Below are 19,957 nucleotides of genomic sequence, written 5' to 3'. Positions count from 1 at the left end.
GAATTTAGATGCAACGCCGAGCAAAACCGCATAACTCTTCTCAAAAGTAAACCAATATACTTCCTCATGGAACCTGTAACCTATCAGCCGGTCGGCATCATCCACTCTCCGCATACGAGCCTTGCCGGAATGCCCATTCAGCCGCCTGCCGCAAAATCCTTTATCGGAACACTTGAGGTCCAGCCGGAGCTTGCCGACGGCCTGACCGGCATTGAAGGGTTTACCCGCCTCATCCTGATTTATCAGCTGCACAAAAGCGAAGGATTCTCCCTGACCGCAACACCGTTCCTGGATACCACAACGCACGGAGTATTTGCAACCCGTGTACCCCGCCGCCCGAACCAGATAGGACTCTCTGTCGTAAAACTGCTGGGACGAAAGGGCAATGTGCTGGAGATCGGGGAAGTGGATATCCTCGACGGAACACCCGTGCTTGACATCAAACCCTATGTGCCGCCGTTTGATGCGTACCCGCAGGAACGGTACGGCTGGTTTGAAGGGAAGCTGGATGACATCGAAGCGGCACGTTCGGATGATCGTTTCACAAAAAATTAACCTAAAAAACAATAAATTAACTATTACTAAATTGAAAACAAATCAATTAATTGCCGTAAACGCACGTGTTTATATCGAACGCAGCCCTATATGATAAGTGATAAAAAATGAAGATTAGCGCAAGAAACCAGCTGAAAGGAAAGATTGTAAAGCTCACAGAAGGCGCAGTCAACACCGAAGTTGTCCTTGAGATCGCAGGCGGACAGCAGATCACCTCCATCATCACCAAAACCTCCGCACAGAACCTCGGCCTTGCAGTCGGCAAAGAAGCCTATGCAATCGTCAAGGCAAGCGAAGTCATGATCGGCACTGACTAAACCCCCTCATTTTTCTTTCATCTTCGTGTATCCCGTTACCGGAACACATGTACTGCTGTCGCTTTGAACGTTACCCAGACCTCTGCACCGCAGCAGAGTTTCAGCCGTTCCACACTCTGCCGCGTCAGTGCCGCAGTCAGTACCATTCCGCCCCCGCATTCCACCAGGATCTTTGAGTAGATGCCGTTCTCCGCAACTCCGGCAACAACGCCGGGCAGCGAGTTCCGGGCCGAGGAGTCCAGCGGTGCGGCCGAGAGGATCAGATCCTCAGGCCGGATACCGACCCGCACCGGCCCGGAAAGATCCGTTGCGGCGAAGAGTTTTACCGCCCCGACCGTAATTTCCGCAGTCCCGGGCCCGCCGGAGACTGCTGTTCCGGAAAAGAGATTCTCCATTCCGGTAAAGTTTGCAATAAAGTCCGAGGCGGGTTTGCGGAGAATGGTCTCCGGCGTTCCCTCCTGCGCAACCGCTCCGTCCTTCATCACCACCACGCGGTCGGCAAGTGCATAGATGTCCTCGAAGTGATGGGTGATGTGCAGAATTGTGATGCCGGTTCGTGCATGGATCTCCTTGATCTCCCGCCGCAGCCGGTCCCGCGTCACGGTATCCAGTGCCGACAACGGTTCGTCCAGCAGAAGCACGCGGGGACGGAGCACCAGTGCCCGCGCAATTGCCGTCCGCTGCTGTTCGCCGCCGGAAAGTGTTGCCGGATAGCGGTCCAGCAGATGGGCAATACCGAGCGTTTCTGCAATCGATCCGGCAGCGGTATCCCGTTCCTCTTTGGGTACACCGCGCTGCCGGAGACCGAACCCGATGTTCTCCCGGACTGTCATGTGGGGAAAGAGCATGTAATCCTGATAGACCATGCCGATACCCCGCCGTTCCGGCGGGGCATCGGTGATGTCGGTACCGTCCAGAACGATCCGCCCTGTATCGGGACGATGAATCCCGGCAATCGTTTCCAGAAGAATGGTCTTTCCCGCACCCGTAGGTCCGAGAATAATACAGTACTCCCCGTCTGCAACCGAGACACTGAGATCGGTGAACCGGAACCCGCCAAGCGTCAGGGAAAGGGAGGATATTTCAAGCATAGACCGCACCCCGGCCGTCACCGGCATACTCCACGATCAGAAGCGTCACTCCCGAGATCACCAGAAGGATCAGCGATGCGGCAATCGCCATATCCAGATCACCGGTGGACATATTCAGGAACAGGGCAATCGGCAGTGTCTCGGTCTTCATCGCAATCGCTCCCGCAAGCATCAGCACCGCACCAAACTCCCCCATCGCCTTTGACCAGGTGATAACAACGCCTGCCGCAAGACCACTCTTGGCCATCGGCAGGGTCACCTGCGAAAACGCCCGCCACTCAGAACAGCCGAGGGTCCGCGCCACATGTTCATACCGGGGGCTGATCATGGCAAACGCAGACCGGGCAATCCGGATCATGTAGGGGAGATTTACAAAGAACTGGGCGATCACAATCGCGACCGGTGTGTACACAATGAAAATGCCGAACCCGGACAGAAGCTGTCCGACAGGCGAGGTGACCGGCGAAAGAAAGATGAGCAGGGCAACACCTGCCACCAGCGGCGGAAGCGACAACGGAAGATTCAGAAGAATGTTGACCCACCGTTTTCCGGCAAAGGGTTTGCGCGTCATCACATACGCAACCGGAACGGCGGCGACCACGCAGCACAGCGTGGAGATGACCGCCGTTATGAGTGACAGCTGTACTGCAAACCAGATCTCATCTGAGGTCAGTGCGGCGAAAAGGGCTTCGGGTGTCGGAAAGATCACCAGACCGCCGAAGACGACAAGGAGGAGTATGACCGCAGCGGTAGTCAGGGCAAGACAGAGTACCTGAAAAAAGGAGGGAGTTTTCCGCATGGTTTACGAGAGGTTTTTGCTCTTCTCGGCGATGTTTGCCAGATGCGTCTCGGTCAGCCAGCCGGACGAAGCGTCGGGCACTGCATCAAACGCCGGGATGTAGGGTTTGATGTCAAGTACCGGCGTGTTGTCCAGAAGGTCAACGCCTTCAATCAGCAGCAGATTGCCTTTGCGTGCCAAGAGCCGCACCACGGAGAATCCGATTTTGTTCGGCCTTGACATGTGACGGGTTGCAAAAATACCATGCGATGCACCGCCGTCCACCATCGGCTTTTCCGCGAGCAGTTCTGCGGGGGCACGGTCAAGTCTGACGAAGAGCATCAGATGCGAGAAGGTCTCAATCTGATCGAGACCGCAGGCATACTCGGGTTTTACTTCAACGGTACCCTGAGCGGCGGAGCAGAGGCTCTGTACCGGTGTCTGCATCATGTCGGTATAGGGAGTCCTGAGATGACCGATTGCGTTGATCGTGAAACTGTCTTCCATGCAGCAGACCTCAGTTTGTGTACTTCTCGTTCGGGTATGCAGGGAAACCGTACTTCTCAAAGATTGCTTTTCCTTCGGCGGAGGCAACAAAGTCCGCGAACTTCTGGGCAAGGTCGGGCTGTGTGGTAAACGTGGTAACGCCGATTGGTGCAATCAGGATGGAGTTGTCGGTTACCGGAATTTCGATTAAGTCGAACCGGTCACCTTTTGCGTTGTCCATGGTGAGGAGTGCGGCGTCTGCGTTTCCGGTGGACATTGCGGTTACTACTTCATTGATGGTGGCACCGCGGAGCACGACGTTTTTTTCGATTTCTGCGGCAACGCCGTACTTGTCAAAGATTTTCACACCGGCTTTGCCAATCGCGGTTGCGTTGACGTCGCCCAGGGCAACCCGGACTCCCGGCTTTGCGAGGTCAGTAATGCTCTGAATGCCGAGGGGGTTGCCTTTCTGTACGGCGATGATAGGGACGTGGTAGGCAACACGTTGTGAGTCGTTGGAGACCAGGCCTTTCTTTACGGCGTTCTGGTAGTCAGGCTGACCGCCGGGGATGAAGGCGTCGCCAAGATGCGAGGTTTCCATCTGGGAGATGAGAACACCGGAGCCGCCGTAGGTCAGGTCAACGGTGACACCGTTCTTTTCGCCGAAGACGGTGCCGATCTCGGCCATAGGGCCTTTGAGTCCTGCTCCTGCATAGATCAGGAGTGTTTTGTTTTCCTCCACAGCGGGAGCGCCGATACAGCCGGCAGCGCAGATAACGGCTGCGAGTACTGCCAGAGTCAGGAGTATCAGTCCGGATACACGTTTCATGAACTTACCATATGCGGATTTGGCATAATAAGGGTATCTAATCTTTTGGAGAAAGTCAATTTGATTAAATTAACCTTGTTCAATACCCCGGAATACTAATCATTATTTATTTTGTCAACCATGTTGTTACATATGATAGGTGAAGCCACAGGGAGACGGACAGAGTACAGCGTCTCCGGGATCACGTACGGGGCGGCGCTATGAAATTTTTACAACTGGTGTCTTCTGCGGAGGCGGAGAAGATCCTGCTGGATCTGGCAAAACCTCTGCCGGAGGAACTGGTGCCGCTTGCGGAATCGTCCGGCAGGGTTTTGGCGCGCAGAATTTTGTCTCCAGAAAATATTCCGGGGTTTCATCGTTCGGTGAAGGACGGGTATGCGGTCCGGTCCGTGGATACGCTGGGCGCTGCGGAGCAGAAGCCGAAGCTGCTGCGGCTGACGGGCAGAATTTTGATGGGGCAGAATGCATCGGGAACTCTTGAGGAGAAGACAACGAAGTACATTCCGACCGGCGGGGTAATGCCGGAGGGAGCGGATGCGGTGGTGATGCAGGAGAGTACGGAGCTTGCAGGAGACATGGTTCTGATCAAGGGGCCGGTGAATCCGGGAGCGGATGTGCTGCGTGCCGATGAGGATTTTGCCAAGGGGGAGGTGGTGCTGGAGGCAGGGACAAAACTCACTGCACAGGCTGCCGGTGTGCTTGCGGCGTTCGGTGTTGATCCGGTGCCGGTGGTGCGGCGGGCACGCGTCGGAGTTATTTCAACCGGGAATGAACTGGTTGCTCCGTCAGAGGAACGGGGGCCGGGGCAGGTCCGGGATGCAAACAGTACGCTTCTTGTGTCGTTTCTGTATACGGCAGGGGCTGTTCCGGTTTTTTACGGGATTGTCCCGGATGAGGCAGAGACTCTGCTGCCGGTGCTCAAGGCTGCGGCTGCGGAGTGTGATCTGGTGATTGTTTCGGGCGGGAGTTCCAAGGATGAGCGTGATGTTACCGCAGGCGTCATCGCCGAGCTGGGCAGAGTCCACGTGCACGGAATTTCGATTGCGCCGGGTAAGCCGACGATCATCGGTTCGATCGGGACAACACCGGTGATTGGTCTTCCCGGTCATCCTGCGGCTACGTATATGATCACGACGGTGTTTGCCGGACCGCTGCTCCGGAAGATGTCAGGCGAGATTTTTTCGCCGCGGGTTGTTTCCGCGCCGCTTTCGATGAGTTTTCCGTCGGAGAAGGGGCGGGAGGATCTGGTGCGTGTCCGGATTCTTCCGGACGGGCGGGCCGAGCCGATTCTCGGGAAGTCAGGTCTTTTGAATACGCTTGTACGAAGCGACGGGTATATCCGTGTTCCGGCCGGTCTTGACGGCTGCGAGGCAGGAGAGGTCGCGGAGGTATATTTATGGCAATGAAACGTTATCTGCATCAGATTACAGCCGATGAGGCTGTTGCAATTATTACGAGTGTGCCGCCGCACAGTTCTTCGCGCCGTCTGCCGGTGGTACACGCAGTGGGTCACCGGCTTGCTGAGTCGCTGTATGCGCAGTATTCGGTTCCGGAGGTTCCGGTTTCGGCTATGGACGGTTTTGCGGTCCGGTCGTCGGAGACGGTCGGGGCGGGGGATCAGACGCCAATTCATCTCCGGGAATTTGCCCGGCTGAATACGGGCAATGTAATTCCAAAGGAGTTTGATGCGGTTGTCCGTGTTGAGGATGTCTGGTTTGACGGTGAGGATCCGAATACGATTACGGTGCGGAAGTCGGTGAATCCGGGAACGAATGTCCGTGCGGCAGGCGAGGATATTAAAAAAGGGCAGCTGATTCTTCCTGCGGGGGCGGTGATCCGGCCATTTGATGTGGGTGCGATTGCTTCCTACGGGATTACGCATGTGAGTGTTTCCCGGGTTTCGGTGGGGATTCTGCCGACCGGCACTGAGCTGATTCTGCCGGGGGAACGTCCGCAGCCAGGTCAGGTGGTGGAGAGTAATACGACGATGGCGGAGGCGTATCTCCGTGAGTTCGGGGTTGATGTTGTGCGGTATCCGCCGGTGGTGGATAATCCGGTGCTGATTCGCGGGGCTTTGGAGCGGGTGCTGGCGGAAAATGATATTGCGATTGTGTCGGCGGGATCGTCGGCGGGGACGAAGGATTTTACGGCGTCGGTGATTGCGGAGATGGGGAAGCTGTTGTTCCACGGAGTTGCGATGAAGCCGGCAAAGCCGGCGATGTTCGGGGTTATTGAGGGGAAGCCGGTGTTTGGTCTGCCGGGGTATCCGCTTTCTGCACAGACGGTGCTGCGGGTGTTTGTCCGTGCGCTTCTGGAGAAATGGGGATGGACCGGTCCTGCGGAGGAGTTTGTGCAGGTGCAGCTGGGCGATTCGATTTCTTCGGAGGGAGGTATTGATGAGTTCAGTCTGCATGCGGCGGCCCGGGTGGGCGATCGATATGTGGTGATTCCGCAGTCCCGGGGTGCGAGTGTGCAGATGACGGGGGTCCGGTCGAATGTGGTGATCCGTATTCCGCACGGGGTTGAGGGGTTTGAGGCGGGAGATGAGGTTCCGGCACTGCTTACGGTGCCGCGTGAGGAGCTGGACCGGACGGTGCTGATTGCGGGGGTGTATGATCCAGTTCTTGATGTTCTTGCGGAGACGGCGATGAAGGCGGGTATCCGTGTTCGTACCGGGAATTTCAGCGGTCTGTCAGGTCTGCTGCTGCTGGTGAAGAACTGCTGTCATGCGGTCTGTATTACGGATGAGCGTGATCTTGCGGTGCTTGGGGATATGCGGGTGAGTATCCGGCCGCTGGGCGGGAAGGAGAAGTCCGCGGTGCGGCTGGTGTGCCGGGAGGAGATGGCGGAGGATCCGCTGATGCAGCGGTTGTTTGCGGCGCTGGATTCTGCCGGGTTCCGGTCCCGGTAATCTTTTTTTTGAAAAAATGCAGACGGGTAAGGGGCAACCGGGCAGATACGAAAAAACTCTCCCACCCACGTCCCGCCGTTCAACCGGATCTCAGAAAACCTGCCAAATTTTTCGGGGTATCACAGGCCCCTCAGACCAGAACCTGTGCAGAACTGCCGTCCGGCTTTTTCACCACGAGAATCTTCTTTTCAATCCGCTGCCGCAGATCCTCGACATGCGAAATAATCCCGATAAGCCGGCTGCCGGATCTCGGCACGGCAAGTGTTGCAAGCGTCTCAATCGCCTGATCCAGGGAGACCGCATCCAGCGATCCAAACCCTTCGTCAATGAAGAGTGCATCAAGTTCAATACCGCCGGAACTTTCCATGATCACATCCGACAGACCGAGCGCAAGAGAGAGCGCCGCCTTGAAAGACTCGCCGCCGGAAAGGGTGGAGGTGGGCCGCTGTTTCTGCGTATAGCAGTCGATCACATCCATCTCCAGTCCCTCCTTTTTCCGGAGATCGGTGGAACTGCTGCGCTGCACAATCGAGAAGCGGCCGTCCGTCATGGCGTGCAGACGGATGTTTGCTTTTTCCAGAATGCGGGAGAGGTACGCAGACTGCACGTACTCCTCAAACTTCATCCGCACCGCAGACCCCGCTGCATCACCGTTTGCCGCCCGGGCAAGATCAGCCAGTTCGTCATACGCAGCAGCGGCCGTCCGGTACTGTTCCAGAAACCCGGATATCTCGGATATTGCAGTGGTGTTCTGTAAAATCCGGTATCCCACTGCTTTCTCCTGCTCCTGAAGTGCGGCGTATTCCGTCTCGGTTTTGACAAGTGCCGCCGTAAGAGCTGCAACATCTGCGGCAACGCGGCCTTCGGTGCGTTTGCGGAGAAGGGCTATCTCAGTAGTAACCGCCGACCGCATCTCGCGGTACTGCTCCAGCGTTTTCGCAGCGCGGGCAGACTCCTCATCGGTCATGAGATCAGCGCGGAAATGCAGACGGTCAAGTCCGCGTTCCGCAAGTGCACGGGAAAACGCCTCCTCATCCGCGGCGCACTGTGCCCCTGCATCATCGCGGATACCGGCTGCTGCGGTGCAGGCGGAAGCCGCATCATACCGGGCGGTCTTTGCGGCCTCGCATGCGGCGGCAAGCTCCGTCTCCTGTTGCCGGTGCCGGGCAATCTCCTCTTCCATCCGCCGGACCGCCCCGGCAAGCTCCGCTGAGGAGGAGTACCCGGGAGGAAGCTGACGCTTCAGCGTCTCGGTACGGGACTTTGCATACGCGGCGCGTCTGCGAATATCCTCCGCCTGGCTGGTGAGAAGGGCAGATTTCTGTTCGCGTGCCGGGGCAGTCGCATCCATCGCCCGAAGATCCGCTTCGAGGGATTTTTTCTCCCCGGCAAGTTGCAACAGCACCGAAATTTCGGCGGTTATTCGGTCGTACTGCGCAGCGGTCGTGCGCATTTCCGCATCAATCAGCCCGTCCAGCTGTTTCGTCCAGCCCGGTTCCCGGGAAAACACAAAGAGCGGCGATGCAAGAGATACGATGTGCTGCTCCTCCGACTTCAGCGTTGCAAGCGCCGCGGAACATGCGGCAGCCGCGGCATTCCGTTCTTTCTCCCGCTCGGCAAGTTCTGCCTTTGCACGATTCAGTGCGGCCTCGGTAGGAATTTCAGCCGAAAATCCGGCCGGATGCGGATGATGCGTTGAGCCGCAGACCGGACAGGGGGAACCTTCAGTGAGACACTGTGCAAGAACCCCGGCCTGCCCGTCAAAAAAGGCGCGCTCCTTCCGCCGGCAGACTGCAGAGGCTTCCTCGCAGGCGTTCGCCGCTTTGGTATAGGCTATCTCCTTTGCGGCATGATCCTTCTCGGTCTGCCGGTAAGCAGCAAGAGATCTTTTCACGGCCTCCAGAGCTGCGGTGCGGGCGGCGATCTGATCCTTTTGGTGGTTTGCTCCGGCAAGTCTCTCCGGAACATCGGCTATCTCGGCCAGACGTACCGTCAGCCTGTCGCGGCGCACCTTCTCCTTTCCGGCTTCCGCCTGATGCTCTTCCAGATCCTTTTCGATTCTTGCAAGCTCCGCCTCTCCCCGCTCCATCTGACCTGCGGCTGCCTCATACTCCGCAAACTGCGGAACAAGACTTTTGAGTTTGCCGATCTCTTCCTGCTTGCGGGGGATGGAAAGTGTTGTTCTCTGAATCTCCGCAAGTGCCGCGGCGGCAGCACCCGCCGACTCCTGTACCCGGGCAAGCTGCTCTGCTGCTTTTTTGCAGGCAGCGTCCGCTTCGGCGGACCGCTGCCGGGAGGAAACTGCCCGCGCTTCAAGCGGCAGAACTTCGCGGACCTTCTGCGAACGTTCGAGTTTTTTACCGAGCCGGATCATATCCGGCTCCTGATTCCGCAGTTCGGCGGAACGCTGAACTGCGGCGGCAAGACGATCCAGTTCCGCATTGATCAGTTTTCCGGCTTCGATCTCGGTGCGGATGTCGGCGGCCTGCCGTTGTGCAGAGACGATACTGCTTTTGAGCGCGGACGCCTGCATCCGGTCTTCAGAGACGGCGACGGCAGCAGCTTCAAGCAGCTCGTCCATCCGGAAAAATCCCTCTTTTGCAGAGATGACCTCTGCAGCGAGTTCGGCGAACCGGGTTCCGGGGACAGCAGCAACGCGTCCGGCACACCCGGTACAGGAGGTTTTGACAGAGTCAACGGCGAGTTTAGCGTCCCGTGCACGTTCGGCAATCTTTTCCTGTAATACCGAGAACCGGTCGGTTGCAAAGAGTTTCCGGAGAATGTCCGCACGTTCGCGGCTGGTACAGAAGAGGAACTTCTGGAAGTCGTTCTGGGCGAGCATGGCGACCTGCCGGAACTGCTGGCTGTCCAGGCCGAGCAGGGAAACGATCTCTTCTCCGACATGTTTCGGCCCGGAGATTTCGGTGCCGGACGGCAGAACAAGGCTTGCAGTTGCTTTTCGTTCGGTTCCGGATGCTAGATATGCGGGAGTTCTGCGGATGGTGTAGGACTGACCGCGGTGTTCAAAGGAAAGTTCCACCTGCGGGACGGTGCCTGCGGCGGCGAAGTCGCTTGCGAGTGTTTTTGCTTCGCGGATACTGCCGCTTGCAACGCCATAGAGTGCGTAGGATACTGCATCGAAGATAGTGGTTTTGCCGGCGCCGGTATCGCCGGTAATGAGAAAGATACCGGAGGTTCCAAACCGTGAGAAGTCGATGACCGTTTCCTTCGCATACGGCCCGAAAGCGGACATGACAAGACGTACCGGTTTCATTTTTCTGCCTCCAGTTCCTGAAGAATGGCAAGGACGGTCTGTTCCTGAAAGGTGCTGAGGTCTCTTCCGGTAGTTTCTGCAAAGAATCCGGCGAAGAGATCGCGGTCGGATTTCCGCAGGTCTTCCATCCGGGCACCGGCGGCGGCGGCAGCGGGCAGGGCATCGTTTATCATTTCCAGAGTGATGATGTTGGGGTACACTGCCCGCAGGCGCGCCAAGGCGTCTGCGGGCGGGAGGGGATCGGTGAGCTGCACGGCGAAGTAATCGTCATGCGGGGCGGGGACAGCACCGTCCGTTGTGAGATCGTCAAGGGTTCCGCAGATAATCCGCAGATCATGCAGAGGGTGTAAGGGGATCTGCCGGATGGTTACGTTTCCTTTTTCAAAGAATTCCACAAGGGTTACGGATTTTGCGGTGCCGCATTCGGAAGGGGAGTATTTGAGAGGGGAGCCTGCGTATCTGATGGTCGGCAGGCCGACCTTCTGCGGTTTGTGCAGGTGACCAAGCGCGACGTACTCAAACTCGGTGAAGCGGTTTGCGTTGACCTGCTCAATACCGCCGACGATGATGCGTTCCGATTCGGAGGAGGAGGGAGTAGTGCCGAGTCCGGCGATGAACTGATGGGCGACGGCAACGTAGCGTTCGTCCGGTCGGAAGGGGATGTCGGCAAGTACGGCGGCAACGGCGTCGTCGAAGGTGGTGATCTGTTCTGCGGGAAAGCGTCCGGAGCTGCGGACGGAGGCGGGGTCGAGATAGGGGAGGAGGCAGATGTGCAGCGGCCCGTAGGTGTCGTGCAGGTCTACGATTCTGATGTCGCGGTCACTATCGTAGATGCCGCTGATGTGGATGCCGCAGCTGTCCATGATGTCGCTCGCGTAGTGGATGCGTTCAGGGGAGTCATGGTTGCCGCTGATCATGAAGACGGCGATCTTTTCGTCTCTGAGTCTGGTGAGGAACCGGTTGAGCAGATCGATTGCGGTACGGCCTGCGACGGCTGTGTCAAAGATGTCGCCTGCGATGATGAGGCCGTCGGCATGTTCCCGGACCGCGGTTTCTGCGATCTGGTTGAGAATGAACTCCTGGTCGGTAAGGATGCTGTATCCGTAGAGTTGTTTTCCGAGATGGAGGTCGGCGGTGTGAATCAGTTTCATAAAAAGAGGGTCAGGTGGTGTTTGCGTTGTCGTAAACGAGTGCCATGTACCGGGCAGAGAAGACGCCGAATGCGGCGGCAAGCAGGATTATGATCAGTATCCAGAGGAAGAGGAACATGGTGATCAGGGAGCCGAATGTGCCGAGCAGGATTCCGAAGGCAAATGCGATGAGTTCAAGGATGATGCTGAATGCCAGGGCGCAGACGATGAGGATGAGGATTGCGGCGACGTAGTCGGGCCATCCGATTGTTTTGATCGATGCAAGAATTTCGCGGAGGTTGAAGGCTTCGCGGATTTTTCCGTTCCGTGTCATCCGGACCATGCCGAGTGTTGAGATGAGGGAGATGAGGAGGGAGACAAGGAGGAGGGTTACGATGAAGGCGAGGAGCAGACCCATCAGCATGGCGGCATTTTCGGGACCAAGAGACTCTGGGCTGTTGGAGGGGATGGGGGTGAAGCCGGTTATGAGAAGGTAAAATGCGGCAGTGATAAGGAGTGCCGGAAGTGCATAGATGACTCCTGCGATGTTCATCCTCCAGCCTTTGCAGAAGAGGTCTTTGATGCCGGATACTGCGGGGATGCCGGGGTCTGCTTCCATGATGCGGTAGAGGTAGCCGGAGAAGAGCGGTACGATGCAGAGTGTTACGGCGTTTATCAGAAGATAGATGAACAGGTAAAACCAGCGGTCCGGCCTGCATGTCTCTTTGACGTAGGTCAGAGAGGAGGAGAGTATTGCCCCGTGATCCATTTTTTCCACCAAGTTTTCGTTGCTATATTCTTCGCTGTAGGACGGATTAAAGGGTTCGCAGGTTTCTTCCGGTTGGTGTCATCCGGGGTTCATCTATGACAACATGATACGTGATAGCATACCTCATTATTTTATATGTCTGCACCGAGAATAGTGTAATCGGATTTGGAATGAACGCGTGGCCGGTATCTTCACATCATCTTTCTCCGGCCCGGTTCTTCGTATTTTTCTTCTATCACTTTTACTAAGGGGACAGTCACGTTTTCGTATGACGGTTTTTGTAACTGTTTTGCGATGAGTCCGTGATGCGATAAGACCCAAATCCTTCTACGAGAGACGGATACTCTACCCTGTTTGGAATGAGCGACCCGGGAGTATGGATGACGGATGTTATCTGTACTGCCGCATTGATCGGCTGCATTGTTTACGGAGAGCTGAACTGGAATAAGGATAGTGATGACGATGGCAGTGAGTACTGAGCTGATTGTAATGCCACGAAAAGATTTAGGAGATTTCTCCGGAACGTTTTTTTCTGAAAATTGTTGACGGGTGAGTGGGATACCTGAGAGAAGAAAAAAGAAGCAACCGCAACCGCGAACACGGCAGCAGGATCACAGCCCGCCTTAACCCGGGCATCCGCACCGGTCTTAGGCGTACTGGCTGAATTGTTTATCGCGGGTATCCTCCTGCGACAGCGGGAATAATTTATCTCTCATATCTTCTTTTATGGAGGAAAATCGGGCAGAGTTACATCACGCACCCGGCAAAAACAAAAAAAAAGGAATTACGCAGCCTGCGCAATTCGGATCGCAACCTTCAGCGAATCAACCTCCCACTCGGTTGCAAGCAGCGGCACAGCAACCGCACCACTGTCCGCCAGTGCCGAAATAACCAGCTTTGCCGCCCGCACCTCATCAGCGATCAGATCCTTACGGGAAACAACCAGCTCCGCCACACGGGCATCCATCACCACCACCTCACAGACAATCTTCGCATCCACCGCAAGACCCGCCTGCTTGCGCATCTCCTGAATCCGGCGGATAACCTCACGGGCATACCCCTCCGACTCAAGCTCAGGCGTCAGCGCAACATCCACATACACCATACTTCCCTCACCAAGCGGCGACGAAAACACATTCTCCGGCATCCGCTCCTCAAACACCATATGCTCCTCCGTCAGCTCCGCCGAAAAACCATCCTGCGCAATCACAACCTTCCCCTCGCGGGCAAGAGCCGCCTTCAGAACCGTACCATCCGACCCCTCAATAAACGCCTTCACCTTCGGACCATCCCGGCCGAACTGCTTCCCGATAACCTTCATGACCGGCAGAGCAGTCCACTCCACCCGATCCCAGACACCGGAAACCGTCCGCACCGACCGCGCATTCGCCCGGTCGCAGCACATATCATTCATCACCGAAACAGCATTTGCCACCGCCGGAGACGTTGTCGCCACCACAACCTCACCCACAGGCCAGCGGCCCTTCCGCTTCCCGTTCTGCCGGGCATTCGCCACTGCCTCATCAAACTCCTGCACAATCTCCATCTCCTCCTCCAGAACAGAATCGATCAGCTGCACATTCCCGGCAAACCAGTCCTGCATATGAACAGACTCCGGCTCATTTGCAAGACGCAGATTCTGATACATCTCTTCCGTAATATGGGGCGCAAACGGTGCAAGAATCGTAAGAAGCCTGCGGAGAACATAATACATCGTATCATACGCCTGTTTCTTCGACACCGAATCCTCCTCAAGCCACATCCGCGGCCGCACCAGCTGCACATACCAGCGTGACAGCTCATCCAGAACAAACGTGGCAATCGGCCGGGTTGCCCGGTGCAGATTGCAGACCTCCATCTCCTTTGTCACCTGGGCTGCAAGCGTATTCACACGGCTTACCAGCCAGCGGTCTTCCCTGCCGAACTCCGCAAGATGGTCTTCGACCACGGACGGATCCCACACGCCTGCGGCGGTCGCCGCAGGCGTATAGCCGTCCAGCTGCATATACGGCAGCGGGAACCGGTACACATTCCACAGCACATTGAACATACGGTGCGTCGTCTTCACGCCCTCCATCGAAAACCGCAGATCATCCCACGGCGCACTCGCCGACAGAATATACTGCCGCAGCACATCCACTCCGAACTGGGAAATAACATCCTCCGGCGCAATCACATTGCCGAGACTCTTGCTCATCTTCTTGCCGTTTGCATCCAGCGCAAACCCGTGCATCAGCACGGACTTGTACGGCGCCTTCCCGAACGCAATCGTCGAAAGGGCAAGCTGCGAATAGAACCAGCCGCGGGTCTGATCCTGCCCTTCCAGAATAAACTCTGCCGGCCAGTCCTTTGCAAACGCCTCCGTCTGCTGCGGGAACCGGAGCGTGGCCCACGAGGCAACACCCGAATCATACCAGACGTCAAAGATATCCGGCACCCGCTTCATTGTTCCGCCGCATTCGCAGGGAATTGTAATGTCATCCACATACGGCCTGTGGGGGTCCGTCATCTTCTGACCGGAGAGTTCTTCCAGTTCTGCGTAGCGGCCCACCACATGATACTTGTTACAAACCGGACAGACCCAGACCGGAATCGGAATACCCCAGTACCGCTGCCGGGAGATACACCAGTCGCGTGCCTCCTCGATCCAGTCATGGAACCGGGCAGACCCCGCCCAGTCCGGATACCACGTGACCTCGTTTGCAATCTCGGCAAGCATCTTGTCGCGAACATCCTTCGCCTTCAGGAACCACTGCGATGTCGCCCGGTAGATGATCGGCGTCTTGCATCTCCAGCAGTGCCCGTACCGGTGAGTGATCTTGCGCTTCGCAAGCATCGCAGGACCGAGAGCTTCGATGACTTTGTTGTTGGTCTCTTCGTCCTTGACGTAGAGGCCGGCAAAGATTCCGGCCTCATCGGTGAAGTTTCCGTTGCCGTCGACCGGACAGACGATCGGAAGATTCTCACGAAGACCCACCAGATAATCATCCCAGCCGTGACCGGGTGCGATGTGGACCATTCCGGTGTTTTCCATGGCGACGTAGTCTGCAAGTACGACGCGGTGCTCGATCTGTTCCTGCATGGGCACCTGGGAAACCAGCGGGGAGGTGTATTTTGTTCCGGCAAGTTCTGCGCCGGTTTTGGTCTCCACAACCGAGTAATCCTGATATTTACCGTATTTGAGGATCTGTTCGGCGAGGTCTTTGGCAATCCAGAGGTCTTCGGTCTTGCCGTCCTTTACGGCCCGGACCCGGGCATAGACGAACTCTTTGCCGACCGCAACGGCAACGTTGGCCGGAAGGGTCCAGGGCGTGGTTGTCCAGATGACGAGGTATTCATTGTCGCGTCCGACGATCGGGAACTTGACGAAGATGGACGGATCGGTTTCGTCCCAGTACTCAACTTCGGCATCGGCAATTGCGGTTCCGCAGCGGGGACACCAGTTGACGACACGGCTGCCGCGTTCGAGCATTTTCTCCTCTTCGCAGCGTTTGAGGGTGTACCAGGCAGCTTCAATGTAACCGGAGTCTACCGTCTGGTAGGGGTCGTCAAAGTCCATCCAGACACCGAGGTTTTTGAACTGATCGGACATTAAGTCCTTGTGGGTGAGGGCGAACTCGCGGCATTCTTCGATGAACTTTGCGACACCGTGTTTTTCGATGTCGGCTTTGTTCTTGAATCCGAGTTTTTCCTCGACCTTGACCTCAATGGGGAGACCGTGCATGTCGTATCCGGCACGCTCCACGATGTTTTTGCCGGTCATGGAGTGGTAGCGGAGAATGCTGTCTTTGAGGATTTTGTTCCAGGCGGTGCCTAAGTGGATGTAGCCGGTAGTGTAGGGCGGTCCGTCCACAAAGAGCCAGGGGCGGCCTGCACTGCGGAGCGCCCGGGTTTTCCGGTAGGTGTTGTGGTCGTTCCAGTATGTGCGGACGTTGGATTCTACGTTTGCAGCAACGTAGCTTTCGGTGACTTCTTTCACAATATTTTCCTCGTGGATAGTGTCTGTATATGTTGGCGGTGATGATAGATAGTGATTTGGGAGAGAGTGAACAAAGGGAAAAAAGGAGGTTACGGGAAGTAAAGGATGTCACGCAGGTCGCCGGGACTCCGGACGGCTCCGTCCTCTCCTTTCGCAAATGTCCCGTACGCGGCATGTACGGCCCGTATGCCTGCTTCCCGTGCGGGGGTTACGTCGCGGTCAAGCCGGTCGCCGATCATGACGGCGTCCGCAGCAGCTACGCCGAGGAGGGAAAGGGTTTTCTGATAGACGGCGGGGTCGGGTTTTTTGATGCCAAAGGTGTCCGGGGTGATGACCGCTTCAAAGAATCCGGCGATGCCGAGAAGTTCCAGCCGCAGGTGTGCTTCCGCGGGGTCGGAGTTGGTGATGACGGCGAGACGGACATCGGCGGTTCGCAGGTCGAAAAGGAGGGGCAGGATGCCGGGGAAGGGGGTGATGCAGCTGCGTTCCAGGGTGTGATAGAGCCAGGCGGCTACAGGGAGTGCGGAGAGGTTGTTCTGTCCGGCAAGGTAGGCGGCAAGGACGTCTTCAACCATCGAGGGTTTGTCGTTGTGGAGGAAGAGGAACGGGAGATCGCCGGATGCGTCGCTCAGCCATGCGGCGACGACCGAGACGGCGGTGAGCCGGGCAGCTATCAGGCTGTGGAGGGTGTTGTCGAGGTCGAAGATGACGACTTTCGGGAGGGATGGCATCTCTATACTGATTAGGCGCCTTCGGGTGATGAATATTTCATCGCACAGGTACCGGATTTTTATTCTCCAGAACACGGTGTATTCCCACACGATCACCTATAAATGCAATACAAACAACATACATATCAGGTACAAATCCATGCCGAAAACCTCCTCCCTCAGCATCCGCATCGACACCGAAACAAAAGACAAAGCGGAAGCCGTCTGCAAAGAGCTGGGAACAAATCTTTCCAACGCCGTCAACATCTTCCTCGCCTCCCTCGTCCGCTGCAATGGATTTCCCTTTGAACTCAGAATAGAAACACCAAACGACGAAACCATGCAGGCAATGCAGGAAGCACGGAATATTTCCCGCGACACGACCGTCAAACGATACAAAAATGCAGACAGCCTCATGAAAGACCTGCTGGACTAACCAATGTACGCAGTAACCGCAACCAGCAGGTTCAAAAAAGATGTGAAAGCTCTGCAAAAGCGGGGATATGATATGGCACTCCTGACCGGTATCATCGAGATACTTGCACGAGGAGAAAAACTACCGAGGAGCTATGCAGACCACGGACTAAACGGGGAATGGTCAGATTTTCGTGAATGCCACATTCAGCCGGACTGGATACTCATCTACCGCATAGACGGGAAAATGCTTGTCCTTACGCTGACCCGAACCGGCACCCACAGTGATCTCTTTTGAAACACATATTTCCACAACCTCCGCCTCAATGTAGGGCCGCAGGTAGGGACTCAGCCATTTCTCACTGACCAGATCCACGTTGCGGCCAAAGAGTTCCTCCAGATACCGGGTGAGCGCCATGACGTTCTGCATCGTCACATACCCACGACGATTATGTTACAAGGATATCCACATCACTTTCCGGGGTATCCTCTTCCCGGATGACCGAGCCAAAGACGCCAATGGTGGCAACGCCATAGATGTCCTGCAAGGTACGCATCTCACGAGAGAGAGTTTGCAGAACGAAGGGCCGGATTGTCTGGTACTCGGGGGTCATGGGTATCACCGGGTTTTGGATATACTACTTTTTGGGTGCGGGAGATAATGATGGTTATGGCAGTACGATTAAAAAAATTGCGGGGGAGAGAATTATTTTTTAACAAGATGCTTTTTTGAGATAGATTCAGATTTATCAAACACCATCTTTTTAAGAAGAGCATACATTTTTTCTGCACGAATATTTAAGAAATCATCATATTTAGAATCATATTCACCGTCAATGATGTCACCAGGGATAAGATTCATCTCTAATATATCCTTTAAACTAGGATTTGAAGCACTGAGAGGTTGAAGGTATTGGGATGGGGCTTTTTTTCCAAATTTAATATTGTCCGTTTTTGAGATTAAAACACGGTTAACAAGACTCTCTTTTAACATATCATCAACACCCATTTTATCAAGATATTCTTTGGGGAAGATGTGATGTGAGTCCATGGCCTCACAAGTACATGAACCACTCATCCAACTAGGGACACCACCGATGGATTTCACCATGAGAGATATCACGGCTTTATACACAGGAGAATTACTTTTCGCAGGTATATCTATGAGATCCGCAGGTTCCTTGATAAGTTTCTGGGGATCTAACTGTTTGAAATAATTATGAGCAGTAATTGGCTCATTCATTGCAACATGAATCAGCTGTTCAGAATCAAGAATAATTATTTCATTAGTACCACCACCAGAGTATCGTTTTGAAATGGCAGCAGACCAATACCAATAATCCAAGAATTCCCTCTGAGAATGTGTCATTTGACCAAATTTCTTATTTTTAATATTATTCAAGAACATCATCATAGGGATTATCATGTTTTCATACGGTATCCAGTCCTTCTCAAGGATGTATTTATTGGATCCCAAGTAACTTATCGTATCATCATATAACTGGACAACATTATCCCAGTTATTTGAAAGATCGCTGTGATCCAGCTGTCCTAAGATGTAGTTCTTATCAACATGAATACCCTTTCCCTTCTCCTTACTGGAAATAAAGGCAATTGCACGGACAATCGTTTCGAGATTAAGTTTGTAAGACCTGCCATCCCCGGCAATTCCGCGATTGGTAATTTTATCCTTTATATTAAAATGTGTGTAATGTTTTGCAATGAGAATATCAATGAAATTTAGGTGCATACCCCGACTATTACTTCGTTCAAAGAACATAGCAAATTTTTCTGTACTCATGTCCAAAAGGAAATGAGATACCAGTTTAGATCCACTTAGCAACTCTTCATCTATCCGCTTATCCAAAAGACGATATAAGTTGAAATATGTATTCTGACAACACTCATCACTGTTACACAATATATCTTTAAAATATCCTAATTTCTCAAAATAGTTGGGTCGGACTTCATCATCACGCAGATTATCACAATTAATTGTATAAGCATCCTCTAACTTGATAGATAAGTGATCCTGATCTTCTTCTTTGGAAAATGTGTATAGGAGGAGTTCCAAATTAATTTTATCATTTTTGAGATCGTCTCTTAACACATTAAAAAGATCGGATGTCCAAAATTCGGCCTCTTGATATGGGGAGAGAGGTATCTCACATGGATTTTTGGCAACAAACCAGACCGTATCTATTCCCTTGAGTGCCCTGTAAATTGATGTAATCCTCTGTTGTCCATCAAGGACAAGACGGGGTTGAGTCGTCCGTATCACCTCATTGGTAAGTTCTCTTACGTTTAATGGAACGCGTCTTTTACCTTTTGACTTTCTTGGACGAATATCAATGTCACGAATAGTAATTGGTTGTGATGGTCTGCCATAGATCACCGTTCCTACAAATATCTTGCGCACAAACGAGTCAAAAAGATCTAATGTCTTATCAAAATCCCAAACGAAATCCCTTTGAAATTCTGGAAAAAGCAACTGATCTTCATCTATTCCTTTAACAATATCCCTTAAAGATTCCGAATAAGCTAGATTTTCCTTTTCCATATAGAAGAATAGTCACAGACTTATTTAATAATATCTAACGATTAATATGAAGGCATATCTACCACCCAACACTGAAAGTGTATTGCAGAGACTCCAATGTAGGTTAATCTGAATGGAACAAAGAAAATCGGAAAATAAACACATGATCCATTTC

General features: G+C 54.3%; 19 protein-coding genes. 7 read left to right on the top strand and 12 right to left on the bottom strand.

Features of this window, described 5'->3' with window-relative positions:
• Window positions 1-66 precede the first annotated feature (66 nt).
• Entirely contained in the window at window positions 67-555 is a 489-nt protein-coding gene (tsaA, locus tag O0S09_RS04880; protein WP_268922847.1) for a tRNA (N6-threonylcarbamoyladenosine(37)-N6)-methyltransferase TrmO, read from the top strand.
• Window positions 556-662: 107 nt separating this feature from the next.
• The gene (locus tag O0S09_RS04875; protein WP_268922846.1) at window positions 663-872 is read left to right on the top strand and encodes a TOBE domain-containing protein; all 210 of its coding nucleotides are present in this window, start codon (window positions 663-665) and stop codon (window positions 870-872) included.
• A gap of 35 nt (window positions 873-907) precedes the next feature.
• Here O0S09_RS04875 and O0S09_RS04870 read toward each other — a convergent pair whose 3' ends face one another.
• Genes O0S09_RS04870 through modA form a run of 4 tightly spaced genes read right to left on the bottom strand, consistent with a single transcriptional unit; the run spans window position 908 to window position 4,056 of the window.
• Window positions 908-1,963 carry an ATP-binding cassette domain-containing protein gene (locus tag O0S09_RS04870; RefSeq protein ID WP_268922845.1) on the bottom strand — a complete coding sequence of 352 codons (1,056 nt, stop codon included), beginning with the start codon at window positions 1,961-1,963 and terminating at the stop codon, window positions 908-910.
• Window positions 1,956-2,762 (bottom strand): ABC transporter permease, encoded by an 807-nt coding sequence (locus tag O0S09_RS04865; RefSeq protein ID WP_268922844.1) that lies wholly within the window; start codon window positions 2,760-2,762, stop codon window positions 1,956-1,958. Before O0S09_RS04865 ends, O0S09_RS04870 begins: the two co-directional genes overlap by 8 nt.
• A gap of 3 nt (window positions 2,763-2,765) precedes the next feature.
• Window positions 2,766-3,248, bottom strand: coding sequence for a tRNA (N6-threonylcarbamoyladenosine(37)-N6)-methyltransferase TrmO (gene tsaA / locus O0S09_RS04860; RefSeq protein WP_268922843.1), 483 nt, complete (start codon window positions 3,246-3,248; stop codon window positions 2,766-2,768).
• A gap of 10 nt (window positions 3,249-3,258) precedes the next feature.
• Entirely contained in the window at window positions 3,259-4,056 is a 798-nt protein-coding gene (modA, locus tag O0S09_RS04855; protein WP_268922842.1) for a molybdate ABC transporter substrate-binding protein, read from the bottom strand.
• A 200-nt stretch (window positions 4,057-4,256) separates the two neighbouring features.
• Between modA and O0S09_RS04850 the strand changes: the two genes are divergently transcribed.
• Together O0S09_RS04850 and O0S09_RS04845 are read left to right on the top strand one after the other, a co-directional pair.
• Window positions 4,257-5,462, top strand: a complete 1,206-nt coding sequence (locus O0S09_RS04850) for a molybdopterin molybdotransferase MoeA (protein ID WP_268922841.1) — start codon at window positions 4,257-4,259, stop codon at window positions 5,460-5,462.
• On the top strand, window positions 5,453-6,967 hold the full coding sequence (locus O0S09_RS04845) for a molybdopterin-binding protein (RefSeq protein WP_268922840.1): 1,515 nt from the start codon (window positions 5,453-5,455) through the stop codon (window positions 6,965-6,967). The genes O0S09_RS04850 and O0S09_RS04845 overlap by 10 nt, the downstream gene beginning before the upstream one ends.
• A gap of 130 nt (window positions 6,968-7,097) precedes the next feature.
• On the opposite strand, the gene O0S09_RS04840 is transcribed toward O0S09_RS04845, so the two are convergent.
• The 3 genes from O0S09_RS04840 to O0S09_RS04830 are packed head-to-tail and all read right to left on the bottom strand — an operon-like array spanning window position 7,098 to window position 12,140.
• Window positions 7,098-10,241, bottom strand: coding sequence for an AAA family ATPase (locus O0S09_RS04840; protein WP_268922839.1), 3,144 nt, complete (start codon window positions 10,239-10,241; stop codon window positions 7,098-7,100).
• Window positions 10,238-11,392, bottom strand: a complete 1,155-nt coding sequence (locus tag O0S09_RS04835) for an exonuclease SbcCD subunit D (protein WP_268922838.1) — start codon at window positions 11,390-11,392, stop codon at window positions 10,238-10,240. The genes O0S09_RS04840 and O0S09_RS04835 overlap by 4 nt, the downstream gene beginning before the upstream one ends.
• 10 nt (window positions 11,393-11,402) lie before the next feature.
• Complete coding sequence (locus O0S09_RS04830; protein ID WP_268922837.1) at window positions 11,403-12,140, bottom strand: DUF4013 domain-containing protein; 738 nt, start codon at window positions 12,138-12,140, stop codon at window positions 11,403-11,405.
• A gap of 359 nt (window positions 12,141-12,499) precedes the next feature.
• Between O0S09_RS04830 and O0S09_RS09980 the strand changes: the two genes are divergently transcribed.
• Entirely contained in the window at window positions 12,500-12,619 is a 120-nt protein-coding gene (locus O0S09_RS09980; RefSeq protein WP_338148501.1) for a symporter small accessory protein, read from the top strand.
• A gap of 305 nt (window positions 12,620-12,924) precedes the next feature.
• On the opposite strand, the gene ileS is transcribed toward O0S09_RS09980, so the two are convergent.
• The gene (gene ileS / locus O0S09_RS04825) at window positions 12,925-16,119 is read right to left on the bottom strand and encodes an isoleucine--tRNA ligase (protein ID WP_268922836.1); all 3,195 of its coding nucleotides are present in this window, start codon (window positions 16,117-16,119) and stop codon (window positions 12,925-12,927) included.
• A gap of 89 nt (window positions 16,120-16,208) precedes the next feature.
• The gene (locus O0S09_RS04820) at window positions 16,209-16,850 is read right to left on the bottom strand and encodes an HAD family hydrolase (protein WP_268922835.1); all 642 of its coding nucleotides are present in this window, start codon (window positions 16,848-16,850) and stop codon (window positions 16,209-16,211) included.
• A gap of 139 nt (window positions 16,851-16,989) precedes the next feature.
• Between O0S09_RS04820 and O0S09_RS04815 the strand changes: the two genes are divergently transcribed.
• Both O0S09_RS04815 and O0S09_RS10000 read left to right on the top strand, forming a co-directional pair.
• Window positions 16,990-17,265, top strand: a complete 276-nt coding sequence (locus O0S09_RS04815; RefSeq protein WP_268922834.1) for a type II toxin-antitoxin system RelB/DinJ family antitoxin — start codon at window positions 16,990-16,992, stop codon at window positions 17,263-17,265.
• A gap of 3 nt (window positions 17,266-17,268) precedes the next feature.
• Entirely contained in the window at window positions 17,269-17,541 is a 273-nt protein-coding gene (locus O0S09_RS10000; protein ID WP_342765832.1) for a type II toxin-antitoxin system YafQ family toxin, read from the top strand.
• On the opposite strand, the gene O0S09_RS04810 is transcribed toward O0S09_RS10000, so the two are convergent.
• From O0S09_RS04810 to O0S09_RS04800, 3 genes are all read right to left on the bottom strand, one after another.
• The gene (locus O0S09_RS04810; protein ID WP_268922833.1) at window positions 17,428-17,679 is read right to left on the bottom strand and encodes a nucleotidyltransferase family protein; all 252 of its coding nucleotides are present in this window, start codon (window positions 17,677-17,679) and stop codon (window positions 17,428-17,430) included. The two genes, O0S09_RS10000 and O0S09_RS04810, sit on opposite strands and share 114 nt — an antisense overlap.
• A 13-nt stretch (window positions 17,680-17,692) precedes the next feature.
• The gene (locus O0S09_RS04805; protein WP_268922832.1) at window positions 17,693-17,857 is read right to left on the bottom strand and encodes a nucleotidyltransferase family protein; all 165 of its coding nucleotides are present in this window, start codon (window positions 17,855-17,857) and stop codon (window positions 17,693-17,695) included.
• A 92-nt stretch (window positions 17,858-17,949) separates the two neighbouring features.
• Window positions 17,950-19,803 carry a GmrSD restriction endonuclease domain-containing protein gene (locus O0S09_RS04800; RefSeq protein WP_268922831.1) on the bottom strand — a complete coding sequence of 618 codons (1,854 nt, stop codon included), beginning with the start codon at window positions 19,801-19,803 and terminating at the stop codon, window positions 17,950-17,952.
• Window positions 19,804-19,957 lie beyond the last annotated feature (154 nt).

Source organism: Methanocorpusculum vombati (assembly GCF_026891935.1).
Lineage (GTDB): Archaea > Halobacteriota > Methanomicrobia > Methanomicrobiales > Methanocorpusculaceae > Methanocorpusculum > Methanocorpusculum vombati.
This window is presented reverse-complemented; position numbering and strand designations above follow the sequence as displayed.